This window comes from Vibrio campbellii CAIM 519 = NBRC 15631 = ATCC 25920, from assembly GCF_002163755.1.
Lineage (GTDB): Bacteria > Pseudomonadota > Gammaproteobacteria > Enterobacterales > Vibrionaceae > Vibrio > Vibrio campbellii.
This window is the reverse complement of record NZ_CP015863.1, coordinates 428,139-442,717: the sequence shown is the minus strand read 5'-3', so window position 1 is coordinate 442,717 and position 14,579 is coordinate 428,139. Positions and strand designations below refer to the sequence as shown.

15 protein-coding genes are annotated in these 14,579 nt (G+C 46.4%); 9 read left to right on the top strand and 6 right to left on the bottom strand.

Annotated elements, in window-relative coordinates; translation table 11 throughout:
* The first annotated feature begins 18 nt into the window (after positions 1–18).
* The 3 genes from leuC (at position 19) to A8140_RS02225 (ending at position 2,949) form a co-directional block, all read left to right on the top strand.
* Positions 19–1,419 carry a 3-isopropylmalate dehydratase large subunit gene (gene leuC, locus A8140_RS02235; RefSeq protein ID WP_005528612.1) on the top strand — a complete coding sequence of 467 codons (1,401 nt, stop codon included), beginning with the start codon at positions 19–21 and terminating at the stop codon, positions 1,417–1,419.
* An 11-nt stretch (positions 1,420–1,430) separates the two neighbouring features.
* Positions 1,431–2,033: a 3-isopropylmalate dehydratase small subunit gene (gene leuD, locus A8140_RS02230; RefSeq protein WP_005528610.1), complete on the top strand. Its 603-nt coding sequence runs from the start codon at positions 1,431–1,433 to the stop codon at positions 2,031–2,033.
* 133 nt (positions 2,034–2,166) lie between these two features.
* Complete coding sequence (locus A8140_RS02225; RefSeq protein WP_005528609.1) at positions 2,167–2,949, top strand: DUF547 domain-containing protein; 783 nt, start codon at positions 2,167–2,169, stop codon at positions 2,947–2,949.
* A 139-nt stretch (positions 2,950–3,088) separates the two neighbouring features.
* Here the strand turns inward: A8140_RS02225 and djlA are convergent, their stop codons facing one another.
* Positions 3,089–3,949, bottom strand: coding sequence for a co-chaperone DjlA (gene djlA, locus A8140_RS02220; protein WP_005528607.1), 861 nt, complete (start codon positions 3,947–3,949; stop codon positions 3,089–3,091).
* 269 nt (positions 3,950–4,218) lie between these two features.
* On the opposite strand from djlA, the gene lptD reads away from it, so the two are divergent.
* From lptD to apaH, 6 genes are all read left to right on the top strand, one after another.
* Positions 4,219–6,564 carry an LPS assembly protein LptD gene (gene lptD, locus A8140_RS02215; protein ID WP_005528605.1) on the top strand — a complete coding sequence of 782 codons (2,346 nt, stop codon included), beginning with the start codon at positions 4,219–4,221 and terminating at the stop codon, positions 6,562–6,564.
* Between the two features lie 60 nt (positions 6,565–6,624).
* On the top strand, positions 6,625–7,908 hold the full coding sequence (surA, locus tag A8140_RS02210) for a peptidylprolyl isomerase SurA (RefSeq protein WP_005528603.1): 1,284 nt from the start codon (positions 6,625–6,627) through the stop codon (positions 7,906–7,908).
* Complete coding sequence (gene pdxA, locus A8140_RS02205) at positions 7,898–8,896, top strand: 4-hydroxythreonine-4-phosphate dehydrogenase PdxA (protein ID WP_005430439.1); 999 nt, start codon at positions 7,898–7,900, stop codon at positions 8,894–8,896. Before surA ends, pdxA begins: the two co-directional genes overlap by 11 nt.
* A complete protein-coding gene (gene rsmA, locus A8140_RS02200) occupies positions 8,893–9,702 on the top strand; it encodes a 16S rRNA (adenine(1518)-N(6)/adenine(1519)-N(6))-dimethyltransferase RsmA (RefSeq protein WP_005528601.1) in 810 nt (269 codons plus the stop codon). Before pdxA ends, rsmA begins: the two co-directional genes overlap by 4 nt.
* Before the next feature lie 76 nt (positions 9,703–9,778).
* Complete coding sequence (apaG, locus tag A8140_RS02195; protein WP_005528600.1) at positions 9,779–10,159, top strand: Co2+/Mg2+ efflux protein ApaG; 381 nt, start codon at positions 9,779–9,781, stop codon at positions 10,157–10,159.
* A 12-nt stretch (positions 10,160–10,171) separates the two neighbouring features.
* Positions 10,172–10,978 (top strand): bis(5'-nucleosyl)-tetraphosphatase (symmetrical) ApaH, encoded by an 807-nt coding sequence (gene apaH, locus A8140_RS02190; RefSeq protein WP_005528598.1) that lies wholly within the window; start codon positions 10,172–10,174, stop codon positions 10,976–10,978.
* Between the two features lie 73 nt (positions 10,979–11,051).
* Here apaH and folA read toward each other — a convergent pair whose 3' ends face one another.
* The 5 genes from folA to rpmA all read right to left on the bottom strand — a co-directional run bounded on the left by folA (position 11,052) and on the right by rpmA (position 14,575).
* A complete protein-coding gene (folA, locus tag A8140_RS02185) occupies positions 11,052–11,531 on the bottom strand; it encodes a type 3 dihydrofolate reductase (protein ID WP_005528595.1) in 480 nt (159 codons plus the stop codon).
* Between the two features lie 9 nt (positions 11,532–11,540).
* A complete protein-coding gene (locus A8140_RS02180; protein ID WP_005528593.1) occupies positions 11,541–12,014 on the bottom strand; it encodes a threonine/serine exporter family protein in 474 nt (157 codons plus the stop codon).
* Positions 12,014–12,814: a threonine/serine exporter family protein gene (locus tag A8140_RS02175; RefSeq protein ID WP_005528591.1), complete on the bottom strand. Its 801-nt coding sequence runs from the start codon at positions 12,812–12,814 to the stop codon at positions 12,014–12,016. Before A8140_RS02175 ends, A8140_RS02180 begins: the two co-directional genes overlap by 1 nt.
* A gap of 116 nt (positions 12,815–12,930) precedes the next feature.
* Positions 12,931–14,106, bottom strand: coding sequence for an Obg family GTPase CgtA (gene cgtA, locus A8140_RS02170; RefSeq protein ID WP_005430443.1), 1,176 nt, complete (start codon positions 14,104–14,106; stop codon positions 12,931–12,933).
* 211 nt (positions 14,107–14,317) lie between these two features.
* A complete protein-coding gene (rpmA, locus tag A8140_RS02165; RefSeq protein WP_005383095.1) occupies positions 14,318–14,575 on the bottom strand; it encodes a 50S ribosomal protein L27 in 258 nt (85 codons plus the stop codon).
* Positions 14,576–14,579 lie beyond the last annotated feature (4 nt).

The following is a 14,579-nucleotide window of genomic DNA, read 5'->3' as shown; positions in this document are numbered from 1 at the left end:
TACACGAGATAGCAAACAATGGGCAAAACACTATACGAAAAAGTCTACGACGCACACGTTGCCGTCGCAGCAGAAGGGGAAAACCCAATCTTGTACATCGACCGTCACTTGGTACATGAAGTGACGTCTCCGCAGGCATTTGACGGCTTGCGTGAAAAAGGTCGTAAAGTGCGTCAGGTCAGCAAAACTTTTGCCACCATGGACCACAACGTTTCCACAACCACCAAAGACATCAACGCATCCGGTGAGATGGCACGTATCCAGATGGAAACGCTATCGAAAAACTGTGAAGAGTTTGGTGTTACGCTTTACGACATCAACCATAAGTACCAAGGTATTGTCCACGTTATGGGCCCAGAGCTTGGTATTACCCTACCGGGCATGACCATTGTTTGTGGTGACTCGCACACAGCTACACACGGTGCATTCGGCTCTCTAGCATTTGGTATTGGTACATCAGAAGTTGAGCACGTATTAGCAACTCAAACGCTAAAACAAGCGCGCGCTAAAACGATGAAGATAGAAGTGAAAGGCAAAGTGGCTCCAGGCATCACGGCGAAAGACATCGTGCTAGCGATCATCGGTGAAACCACAGCTGCTGGCGGTACAGGCTACGTAGTTGAATTCTGCGGTGAAGCGATCACAGACCTTTCAATGGAAGGCCGTATGACCGTATGTAACATGGCAATTGAGCTAGGTGCGAAAGCCGGTTTGATTGCGCCAGATGAAACCACATTCGAATACATTAAAGGCCGTAAATTCTCACCTCAAGGTGCGGACTTTGATGCAGCAGTAGAATACTGGAAGACGTTAAAAACTGATGATGAGGCTCAGTTTGATGCGGTTGTGACTCTAAACGCAGCAGATATTAAACCACAAGTCACTTGGGGAACTAACCCAGGCCAAGTTATCGCAGTAGATCAACCAATCCCAGCACCAGAAAGCTTTACTGATCCAGTGGAAAAAGCCTCTGCAGAAAAAGCGTTGGCTTACATGGGTCTAGAAGCGGGCAAGTCATTATCTGATTACAACGTCGATAAAGTCTTCGTTGGTTCTTGTACTAACTCACGTATCGAAGACATGCGCGCAGCCGCTGAAGTAGCGAAAGGTCGCAAAGTCGCGTCTCACGTTCAAGCGCTAATCGTTCCTGGCTCTGAGCAAGTAAAAGCGCAAGCGGAAGCGGAAGGCTTGGACGTTATCTTTAAAGAAGCGGGCTTTGAGTGGCGCCTACCAGGTTGCTCGATGTGTCTAGCAATGAACAACGACCGTTTGGGTCCACATGAACGTTGTGCGTCTACTTCAAACCGTAACTTTGAAGGCCGCCAAGGTCGTGATGGCCGTACCCACCTAGTGAGCCCTGCGATGGCAGCGGCGGCAGCAATTGCTGGTCACTTTGTAGATATTCGTGAACTAGACTAAGGAGCAAACAAATGTCAGGCTTTAAACAACACACAGGCTTAGTTGTTCCTCTAGATACAGCGAACGTTGATACTGATGCCATCATTCCAAAGCAGTTCCTACAAAAGGTCTCTCGCCTAGGGTTTGGTAAGCACCTATTCCATGACTGGCGCTTCCTAGACGATGCTGGCGAACAACCGAACCCAGAGTTCGTGATGAACGCTCCTCGCTACCAAGGCGCTTCTATCTTGCTAGCGCGTGAAAACTTCGGTTGTGGTTCTTCTCGTGAACACGCACCATGGGCACTGGCGGATTACGGCATCAAAGCGATGATCGCACCAAGCTTTGCCGATATTTTTTACAGTAACTCGATCAACAACCAAATGGTGCCAGTTCGTTTGACTGAGCAAGAAGTGGATGAAATCTTCCAGTTTGTTGAAGCTAACGAAGGCGCAGAAGTAGAAGTGGACCTAGAAGCGAATGTGGTTCGCGCCAACGGCAAAGAATATGGTTTTGAAATCGATTCGTTCCGTCGTCACTGCCTGCTAAACGGTTTGGACAATATCGGTCTTACCCTTCAACACGAAGACAAGATTGCCGAGTACGAGGCGAATATCCCGAGTTTCTTGAGCTAATTCAAATCGCAATTGAAACAAATACAAGGTTGGCATTGGCCAACCTTTTTTCTTTATATTCATTGTGCCAGGAAAGAAATCCCATCTTAGACAGGTCTACACTATCAACAAGGTTTAACCCAAAGGTCTCTCTATGAAGCGTCTGTTATTGCTATTTTGTGCTCTGGTTTCTTTACCAACATTTGCCGCGCCTAAATCCGACTTATGGCCGTATTGGAAACAATCGAATCAGGCTAATCAAAGTCAAATATCTCATCAAGATTGGCAGCAATTGCTCGATACTTACTTAGTTGAACAAGGCGAGAATACCTTGTTTCGTTACAGCCAAGTCACCTCGACGGATAAAACGAAGCTGAAACAGTACATCCAACGTTTGGCAAAACTCAACCCTCTACAATACAACCAAGCAGAGCAATACGCCTACTGGATAAACCTTTACAACGCCATCACGGTTGATCTGATTTTGGATAACTATCCCGTCCAATCGATAACCAAACTGGGTGGCTTATTTAGCTTTGGACCTTGGGGAGATGATGTGGTCGAGATAAATGGGAAGAACTTGACTTTAAACGACATTGAACATCGAATTTTGCGTCCAATCTGGAATGATCCAAGAACCCATTACGCGGTGAACTGTGCCAGCTTAGGCTGCCCTAATCTGCAGGTTCAAGCATTCACTGCCGAAAACACGCAAGCTCTACTAGATAGTGCCGCCAAAACATTTATCAACAGCAGTAAAGGCGTATCCATCCAAGGTAACACGGCACAGCTTTCTTCCATTTATGATTGGTTTGCCAATGACTTTGGCGGTGAGAAGCGAGTATTCAACCACATTGCTCAATATGCCCCGCAATACAAAAATTTCTCTGGCAAAGTGAAATACGAATACGATTGGGACTTGAATCAAGCCAACTAAACTGGGGAATTTGAGGTCAGTTAGCACTAGGATCATGATAGGTCAAAAGCTAAAGACATCGGTAACTCAAAGACTAAGACATGAAAAAAGGGCACGCTGTGCCCTTTTTAAAATCCAATACTTGATAGAAAACTTCCGGCTACTTAAAGCCTTTGACTTTCTTGATCAGATCGTAAGCGTTTTGAATCTCTTGCGACTTTTCTTTCGCGACGTTCATCATCTCTGGTGGCAAACCTTTAGCCATCAACTTATCTGGGTGATGTTCATTCATTAACTTACGGTAAGCACGCTTCACCGTTTTGCCGTCTGCATCTGAAGACACATCCAGAATTTTATAAGCGTCCGCCAACTGATCCGCTTGTGAAGCTTGCTGCCAACCTGCCCCTGAAGATTGATATTGTCCTTGCTGCTGGCCATGGAAGCCACCATGGCTTTGGAAACGGAACGCCGCTTCTTGCATGTGCAGGCGACGCTCTAATTGCTCTGAAGAGAAGCCCAAGCCACGGGCAATTTTATGCAGGACATTACGTTCACTCGGATGAATCGAGCCATCAGCAAAGGCTGCCGAGATTTGCAGTTCTAGGAAGAATTGCAACAGGTCAAAGCGCCCTGCTGAAGAGATTTTCACGCGAACCAGTACATCTTCTAATGGGAAATCGCTCTCTTTGCCTTCACGAAAAGCATCTTGTGCAGCACGTCGTTGCTCTCCGTGGAGATGCATACGATCCATCATGGTCGAAGCCAATTGGATCTCTTCTTTGGTGACTTGACCTTTGGCTTTTGCCACGTGTCCCATTACTGCGAATGCAGCTTTAAAAAACTCTTCTTGGCGCTGAGCTTGGCTAGGCCCTTTACCGAAACCACCTGTAGAAAATCCAGCTTGGCTTAAACGACGAGCTTTATCGAATTGGTGACCGATAAATAGGCCAAACAATAAACCGAATGGGCCACCGAGTAACAAGCCAAAAAAGGCACCCAAAATTTTGCCAAAAATATGCATTATGTGTTCTCTATCAATGAATTTTTATCGACGACGGCGGTCTTATAGTGCCGGACGCAACGATTTCCTTTATGATAACGGAATTAGTTTTTTTCAGATCAGGCTATTTAGCCTGGCTATCTTTGCAGCTATTTTATATCGGCATTATGCCACAGCGAATCCATGCTCTGGGATAATTGCAAACTATAGTTGATTCATTTGGCTATAACGCGAGGGTACAACAAACCCTATAGCCATCGAGTAGCAGTGACACAGGAAAGTTCAATTCAATGCAACATTTCTCCCGCACATGTTTAGCGGCCTCTATCAGCACCGCCTTGTTTGTACCTACCACTCAAGCTGAAGCGAATATCAATGATAGTGTGCAGGAAATGCCCACCACAGATCAATGTTTGGTCGAAACAAGTGGTGAGGAGGACGCGCTTAACTCTGAAGTCGTCGTACAAGCCGACCGCTTACAAGCCATCAATGGCGATAAAGCTCAGTACTCTGGTAACGTTGAAGTAACGCAAGGCCCGAAGAAAATCACCGCGGATAGCGTAACACTTCACCAACAAGACAACGTGGTTGTGGCCGAAGGTAACGTGACCTTCAACGATGGTAAAGTGAAAGCACGTTCTGATCGTGTGACCAACGACATCAACCGAGATACCTTCTCACTCGAAAACACCGATTATCAGTTCCTTTGCCAACAAGGTCGAGGCACAGCGGCATACATCGCGCGTACTGGTCAGTCAGTGTATGAGTTAGAAGATGGATCGATTACCTCTTGTCCTCAGGGCGATAACGCTTGGCGCCTAGTTGCATCGGGCATTGATGTCGACCAAGACGAAGAGACAGCAACCCTGCACCACCCACGTTTCGAAATATTGGATGTGCCCGTTTTCTACGTACCGTATATGACCATGCCAATTGGCGACACACGTAAAACGGGTTTCCTATTCCCGTCTATGTCGTATGGCTCGAGTGATGGTATGGAGGTCGAGCTTCCATTTTACTGGAATATCGCGCCACAGTACGACATGACGATTACACCTATGTACATGCAAAAGCGTGGTAATAAGCTGGATACTGATTTCCGCTACCTAACCGATGGTTGGGGTGACGGTGAGATCAAAGGCGAATACATGGGCAGCGACAAAAAGTACTTTGATGAGTCGCGCTGGGGTTACCAATTTAAACACGATGGTATTATCAACAAGCAATGGGTAGTCAGCCTTGATTACTCCAAAGTGAGTGATATCAACTACTTCCGAGATCTAGATTCCGACATTGGTAACCGTGAAGATGGCCAATTGCTCCAAGAAGGTGAAGTGAAATATCGCTCAAACTTCTGGGATGCATCATTACGAGTCCGTGACTTCCAAATCCTGCTAGAAGAAGACAACCAACCATACCGTCTTCTGCCTGAACTTGAGTTGAACTACTACACGCCACTTTGGGGTAACTACGTAAACTTCGATGTGAAGAGCCAACTTAGCCGCTTCGATACCGATGATACTGCGAAGCCAGATGCAACCCGTGTTCACGTCGAGCCAGGCATTACTATTCCTCTATCGAACTCTTGGGCAACTTGGACTACAGAAGCTCGCGTCTTGTCGACATACTACTCGCAAGACTTAGAAGGACTGACTGATCCAGACCTACGCAATACACTGGATGAAAGCGTTTCACGTGTCATCCCAGAATTCCGTACCCATGCGCGTATGTACCTAGAGCGTGATACAAGTTGGATTGAGGGCTATACCCAAACACTTGAGCCACAGTTGCAATACTTGTATGTGCCGGATGAAGACCAGAGCAACATCTACAACTACGACACCACCTTGCTGCAAACCGACTACTACGGTCTATTCCGCAGCCGTAAATACAGTGGTATCGACAAGATCGCTTCTGCAAACCAGTTAAGCTACGGTGCAAGTACTCGTTTCTTCGATGATGATTACAAAGAACGATTGAACGTTTCGTTTGGTCAGATCTACTACTTCGACAAGAAGACTAAGCTCAGCAATAACCCAAGCATGCCCGATGAAACGTCAAACTACTCGTCATGGGCAATTGAAACCGATTTCAACTACAACGATTACCTGTTCTACCACGGTGGCCTCCAGTACGACATCGACTTGAGCTCAATGCAACTGGCAAACAGTACCTTGGAATACCAATTTAACGGCGGTTTTATTCAAGGTAACTACCGCTACGTAACGCGTGAGTACATCGAAGATACGATCATTGTCGAAAACTTAGATACGATCACTCGTAAAGGCATTTCACAAGCGGGTATCGTAGCGGCATACGAGTTCAACCCGAGCTGGTCTGCAAGCGGTCAGTACTACTACGACCTAAATGAAAATATTGATATGGAGTGGCTAGCCAGCTTGCGCTACCAATCAGATTGTTGGTACTTCGGTCTAACCTACTCAAACCAACTATTGGGCTGGGATGAAAAAGCGATCGGTAGCGATGGTTCATCACCGAAATATGAAAATAACATCAGTGTTAACTTCGGTATTCAGGGTTTTGCGACCAACCAACGTGCAGATACCGCCGCGAAAGAACTTGATGGCTCAGACAATGCGATCAAATACGGTCGACCATTCTATTTGAACAATTAATCAAATTAAGCGTCTTACCTATAACAAGACGCTTAATCACTATTACTGACGGAATTTTTAATGAAAATTTGGAAATCACTCTTATTCACCACCCTACTTTCTTGTGGTGTAACAGCAGCGCCAGTAGAGCTTGATAAGGTTGCAGTCATCGTAAACGATGGTGTGATTCTGCAAAGCGACATCGATACCGCGATGAAAACGCTTCAGGCAAACGCTCGCCAAAGTGGCAAGAGTCTACCTTCAGCAAGCGTGCTGAAAGACCAAGTGGTAGAAAAGCTTATTATCGACACGCTTCAAGGCCAAGAAGCTGAGCGTATCGGTGTACGTATCGATGACAACCGCCTCAATCAAGCGATTGCAGAGATTGCTCGCAACAACAACCAAAGCGTGGAACAGTTGGCAGCCTCTGTACAAGCAGAAGGTCTAAGCTACTCTGAATTCCGCGAACAGATTCGTAAAGAAATTGCCGCTTCTGAAGCGCGTAATGCACTGGTTCGTCGTCGTATCAACATTCTTCCTGCTGAGGTAGATAGCCTTGCAGACCAATTGGCGAAAGAAACTAACGCAACCGTTCAGTACAAGATTGGCCATATCCAACTTCGTTTCTCTGACGACAAAGACAAGTCAGAAGTCGAAGCAGAAGCCAATGCATTGGTTAAGAAACTCAAAGACGGTGCAGATTTCTCTGAAATGGCGTACACCTACTCAAAAGGCCCGAAAGCACTACAAGGTGGTGATTGGGGTTGGATGCGTAAAGAAGAAATGCCGACCATCTTTGCTGACCAAATCAAGATGCAAAACAAAGGCAGTATCATTGGCCCATTCCGCAGCGGCATCGGTTTCCACATCCTAAAAATTGAAGATGTGAAAGGTCTTGAAACCGTAGCGGTCACAGAAGTAAATGCTCGCCATATCCTTATCAAACCAACCGTTATCTTAAGTGACGACGGTGCGAAGAAAGAACTAAACGAGTTCATCCGCCGCATCAAAGCAGGCGAGGCGACCTTCGGTCAATTGGCAACGCAATACAGCCAAGACCCAGGTTCAGCCGCTCAAAATGGAGAACTGGGTTACCAAACACCTGACTTATACGTACCAGAATTTAAACACCAAGTAGAAACACTACCAGTAGGCTCAATCAGTGCACCGTTCAAAACCGTACACGGTTGGCACATTGTTGAAGTACTAGACCGTCGCCAAGTCGACCGCACAGACTCAGCAATGAAGAACAAAGCTTACCGCATTCTATTTAACCGTAAGTTTAATGAAGAAGCTGGCGCATGGATGCAAGAGCTACGCGCAAGCGCATTCGTTGAAATCGTGGATGACAATGATGGCAACTAATTCGATTCGTAGAATCGTCGTGACCGCAGGGGAACCTGCGGGCATCGGCCCTGATTTGGTGCTGGCCCTATCTAAGGAAGACTGGGCGCACCAAATCGTCGTATGTGCAGACAAAAATGTATTGGCAGAAAGAGCCAATCAACTTGGCATAAACGTTCAACTGTTTGATTACAATCCAGAAGAAGCACCCAAGGCGCAACAAGCTGGCACCCTAATCGTAGACCACATCGAAATCGCAGAGACTGCGGTAGCCGGTCAACTTAATGAAGCCAACGGCCACTACGTATTAAAAACGCTAGAAAGAGCCGCTTTGGGCTGTATGAATGATGAATTTGATGCTATTGTCACCGGCCCTGTACATAAGGGGGTGATCAATCGCTCTGGTGTTGCGTTCAGTGGGCATACTGAATTCTTCGCCGAGAAATCCAACACACCGTTGGTCGTGATGATGCTAGCCACCGAAGGACTGCGAGTTGCTCTAGTAACGACGCATATTCCTTTGGCTTACGTATCTAAAGCCGTCACGGAAGAGCGATTAGAAAAAATCATCGATATTCTTCATAAAGATCTTGTAGAAAAATTTGCCATCTCCCAACCAAACATCTATGTTTGCGGGCTAAATCCACATGCGGGAGAAGATGGCTGTTTGGGTCGCGAAGAGATCGAGACCATCACTCCGACATTGGAAAAGATTCGACAAGAAAAAGGCATCAATCTGATCGGCCCATTGCCGGCAGACACCATTTTCAATGAAAAGTATTTAAACGATGCTGATGCTGTTTTAGGTATGTACCACGATCAAGTGTTGCCAGTATTAAAATACAAAGGCTTTGGTCGTTCAGTAAACATTACGCTTGGTCTACCATTTATAAGAACCTCGGTGGATCACGGTACTGCATTAGAGCTGGCAGGGACAGGTCAAGCGGATACAGGGAGCTTCCGAACAGCGCTCACGCATGCGATAGAATTGGTAGAGAAGAAACAATGAGAAATGATGTCCATTTAGGACACAAAGCGCGTAAACGTTTTGGTCAAAACTTCCTGAACGATCCGTACATTATTGACGGTATCGTATCAGCAATTAACCCAAGACCAGGTCAGAACCTTGTTGAGATCGGCCCGGGCCTTGGTGCAATAACCGAACCTGTTGGCCGCGAAGTCGATAAGTTCACGGTTATAGAATTAGACCGAGATCTAGCAGAGCGTCTACGCAACCACCCAGAATTGGCTGACAAGCTTACAATTCATGAAGGCGATGCAATGCGCTTTGACTTCACTCAGTTGGTGAAGCCAAACAACAAGCTACGTATCTTCGGTAACTTGCCATACAACATCTCTACACCATTGATGTTCCACTTATTTGAATTCCATAAAGACATTCAAGACATGCACTTTATGCTTCAAAAAGAAGTGGTAAATCGTCTGGCAGCAGGCCCTGGCAGCAAAGCTTACGGCCGTCTAACGGTTATGGCTCAATACTACTGTAAAGTTGTACCTGTACTAGAAGTACCGCCAACGGCGTTTGTTCCGCCACCAAAAGTAGACTCTGCTGTTGTTCGTCTTGTGCCTTACGAAGAGCTGCCACATCCTGCAAAAGATTTACGTTTGCTAGAGCGAGTATGTCGTGAAGGCTTTAACCAACGCCGTAAAACAGTACGTAACTGTTACAAAGCACTGATAAGTGCAGAAGTGTTGGAAGAGCTTGGTGTCAATCCAAGCATGCGTCCAGAGAACCTGACGCTACAACAATTCGTCGCCATGGCGAACTGGCTCGCGGATAACCCGCAGCACTAAGAACTCAAACGATAAGCCAAACCCCTGCCGGTTTGGCTTATTATTATTGGGATATTACGTTTCTCTAGGAGTGCACATGGACGTCATTCAACCCTGCATCAAAATTCAAGTTCATACTAAATACATTGAAGAACAGTCCAACCCTGAACTGCAACGCTACGTTTTTGCTTACGTCATTACTATAAAAAACCTCAGCCAACAAACCGTGCAATTAATCAGCCGCCGCTGGTTGATTACCGATTCCAATGGCAAGCAAATGACCGTAGAAGGCGAAGGTGTCGTCGGTCAGCAACCTTTTATTTCCGGCAACGACGAATACACCTACAGTAGTGGCACCGCACTTGAGACGCCGGTTGGAGTAATGCAAGGACACTACATTCTGCTGGATGAAAAGGGCAATGAATTTATCACCGAGATCGACCCATTCCGTTTGGCGATACCAAACGTGTTAAATTAATTAGGAGACTCAGTGGCTACCTATATTGTTGGTGATATCCAAGGCTGTTTTGATGAACTGCAACAACTGCTAGAGCGAGTCAATTTTTCTGCGTCACATGACCAACTTTGGTTGGCTGGCGACCTTGTCGCTCGAGGGCCTAAGTCTCTAGAGACATTGCGTTTTGTTAAGTCTCTTGGTGACAGCGCAAAAGTCGTTTTGGGGAACCATGACTTGCACCTAATGGCCGTTTCTCAAGGGCTAAAAAAGGTCAAAGACAAGGATAAGACGGCGCCAATCTTCTCTGCTCCAGACAAAAAAGAACTGCTGACTTGGCTATCACAACAACCACTGTTGGCAGAACACGATGACTTTGCCATGTGTCATGCAGGCATCTCTCCACTATGGGATCTTGATACTGCTAGAAGCTGTGCACGTGAAGTGGAAGCGATCATTCGAAGTAAACAATTGCCTTGGCTGCTAGAAAATATGTACAGCAACCAGCCTGATCTATGGGATGAATCCCTTTCAGGACTCGACCGCTATCGCTACACCATCAATGCATTTACTCGCATGCGTTTTTGCTTCCCTGATGGTCGCTTAGATATGGATTGCAAACTACCACCGCAAGAGGTCTCGGAAGATGAGCTCGTGCCGTGGTTCAAACTGCCACAACGTGTTCCTTTAGAAAAAGCGGTGTTGTTTGGCCACTGGGCTGCACTGCAAGGTCATATAGATGAAAGCATCATTGGTCTTGATACTGGCTGCGTTTGGGGAGGCTCGCTCACCATGATTCGTTGGGAAGACAAGCAAGTTTTCACTCAACAAGCACTCAGTTAACAGCCCCCGATTGCCGGGCTAGAAAACAAAAAGCACCGCATTTGCGGTGCTTTTCTTATTCGGCTCAATTTGATTATTTTTCTAAAATCGTAAAACGCATGTTGTAAGCGTTTTTCTCATCCGCTTGATACGCTTCAGAGTATGTTTCTTTAAACTCATTTCCCCAATCTGGGAACTGAGTATCGCCCTGAATTTCGGCTTCAATATGCGTGATATACAGTTTGTTAGCCATCGGTAAACACGCAGCATAAATCGCCCCACCACCAATGATCATCACTTCTTCCACTTCAGCAGCAACCTCAAGCGCTTGCTCAACCGACGTAACGGTCGTGACACCTTCGATGAAAAGTGAAGCATCACGGCTGATGACAATATTCAAACGGCCAGGTAAAGGACATCCGATTGATTCATAAGTTTTACGTCCCATCACAACAGGCTTACCCATTGTACAGCGCTTAAACCATGCAAAATCTGCCGGAAGATGCCAAGGCATCTGGTTGTCTTTACCGATGATTCGGTTGTCTGCCATCGCGGCAATCATGCTGATGATCATACTGTGTCCTTAAACTATTGGTCGACGGCGATAGAATAGCAGCCCCGGAACCGCCAAGCCAACCGCTAAGCCTGCAATAATAAACATCGCTTTAAGAAAGTTTTCCATGCACGTCGCAATAAGTTCAGGTGAGTAACCTAAGTGGTTTATCTCCACCATGGCAATCATTGCTTTATAAGCGAATACACCCGGAACCATAGGAATCAAAGCTGCCACAGTGAAGACTTTTGGGTGGGCAAGAAAACGATGAGACCAGTGAACACCGATTAAACCTACTAACGTCGCCGCAAAAAACGTTGCCCACTCAATTGGTAAGCCGAAGTGCATCATTAAATAGCGGCTGCCGTGACCAATCGCACCGCCTATCGCACAGTACTTCAGCGCCTTCTGTGGCACGTTAAACACCACTGCAAAACCAACGGCAGGAATAGCGGCAAAGAACAGATCGTTTAAGAGCCCTAAGGCCAAATCAAACACACTCATTAGCTCATCCACCCCCAGATACCAGTGACTTCCATTGCCGCTACAATGCCAAGGCAAGTTGCGAGAGTAAGCAAGCTCGCCATAGTGAATCGTGCGATGCCCATGTTGATATGGCCTTTCAGCATATCGGCGACCGAGTTAATCAATGGAAAACCAGGAACCAGCATTAATACTGAGGATGCCATAGCAACGGTTGGCAAGTTACCAATGTCAAAAATCACCGCTTGAGCTGAGATTAGTGTGGTCACAAACGCCGTGACAGCGAAGTTGAGAAGAGGGTTAAAGTGGCGATGGCCAATTTCTTGTCTAACGGTCATACCGCCAGCAGAAGCAAGAAACGTCATGACAAACACACCTAAGTCTCCTCCAGCTAAATGGCTGAAGGCCGCGCACGAAAGGCCGATCATAAACACCACTAACCAACGGTTATAGCGCTCAGGGCTAATGGTGTTGAGTTTCTTCTGCGCCATTCTCACATCGAGCAAGCCGCGCTCCATCATGATACAAATGCGTTGGATCTGGGTGATCACTCGCATGTTGATCCCGCGATCGGCGCAACTTCTGGTTGTTGTAATGCAGTGATCGTCTTTGACTGTCGTGACCACCAAAGCATTCGCAGATAATGCCACTGCCACTTCGCTGACACCACAGGCAATACCGATGCGCTGCATGATGTCACTCACAAGCGTGCTCTCTGCCCCGTGTGCTAATAGCATTTGCCCAGCTTGGGCAACGAGCCGAGAAATAGCCCTTTGGTTGGATGCCGTCGTTGCACAAGACGATATAACTTCCGATGTCATAAATACTTCCTAAGTCCGTTAAGCTCATTATTGTGCCGCAAATCACATCGTCTAAACATGATTTAGATACAAAAAAAGCCGCAATAAACATTGCGGCTTAATAAATTAGCTAGCGATTAGTCGCGGACGTAAACAACGTGACCGTCGTCTTCTTCATCGTCCCAATCATCCCAATCGTCGTCATCTTCTTCAGTGATAACGTCTTTGCCAGCGATCGCGTCTTTATGGTAGTCATCCCACATGAAGTTTACTTTATCTTCTTCAGCAACTTCTTCCTCTTCACGAGGTAGGTTTTCCATAAAGTCAGCTAACTTGTAGCAAAGCTCTTTTGTACCGTTACGGTTGATCGCCGAGATCTTAAAGTACTCGTCTTCCCAACCTAGCGCATCCAAGATCTCTTGGATCTTTTCATTCGCTTCTTCTTCTGGCATCAGATCTGTTTTGTTGAAGACTAGCCAACGAGGTTTGCCTGCTAGTTTTTCACTGTACTGCTCCAGTTCATCAATGATGGTTAGGGCATTTTGAATTGGATCTGACTGATCGATAGGCATGATATCAATCATGTGCAGCAATACGCGGCAACGCTCTAGGTGCTTAAGGAAGCGAATACCTAGACCAGCACCGTCAGCTGCGCCTTCGATTAGACCGGGAATGTCTGCAACCACAAAGCTCTTCTCAGGAACCACACTCACCACACCCAAGCTTGGGATTAACGTAGTAAATGGGTAATCTGCTACTTTTGGTTTTGCTGCTGATACTGCGCGGATAAAGGTTGATTTACCTGCGTTAGGTAGACCAAGCATACCAACATCAGCCAATAGCAATAGCTCTAGACGGATTTCACGGATTTCACCTTTAGTACCCAGCGTTCTCTGACGAGGAGCGCGGTTTACTGAAGATTTAAAACGCGTGTTACCAAGACCGTGCCAGCCGCCTTTAGCGACCATCACTTTCTTACCGTGTTCTGCTACTTCTGCAACGATTTCATTGGTATGGATATCAACTGCGCGAGTACCTACTGGTACGCGAAGTGTGATGTCTTTACCACGTTTACCAGTACAGTTACCGCCGCGACCGTTTTCACCGCGTTCTGCTTCGTAAAAGCGTTGGAAACGGTAATCGATCAGGGTATTTAGGTTTTCATCGGCTTGGATATATACATCACCACCATCACCACCGTCGCCACCATCTGGGCCACCTTTAGTGATGAATTTTTCACGCCAGAAACTTACAACGCCGCTACCGCCGTCACCAGCCTGAACTTTTACTACCGCTTCATCTACGAACTTCATCTTTTACTCCGACTACTTCGTGCGTGGATTAAATCTGACTTGTCATCAAACAATTTTAGCAGATGACAGATCTAAGCTCCCAGATACCTACCGTTCGAGGTAAGGACGAGAAACTTCGATATGTCGACTGCTACAAATAAAAAACCCCGCCGAATCGGCAGGGCTTTTGAATTCAGCTTTAAAGCTTTAGTAATTAACCTAAAAGGTAAAATTACTCAGCTTCGATGCTTACAAACTTACGGTTCTTAGGACCTTTAACCTCGAACTTCACTTTACCTTCAGTAAGAGCGAATAGAGTGTGGTCTTTACCGATACCTACGTTGTTACCAGCGTGGAACTTAGTACCACGTTGACGAACGATGATGTTACCTGCAAGAACAGATTCACCACCGAAACGCTTAACACCTAGACGTTTGCTTTCTGAATCGCGGCCGTTACGAGTAGAACCACCAGCTTTTTTGTGTGCCATTGTT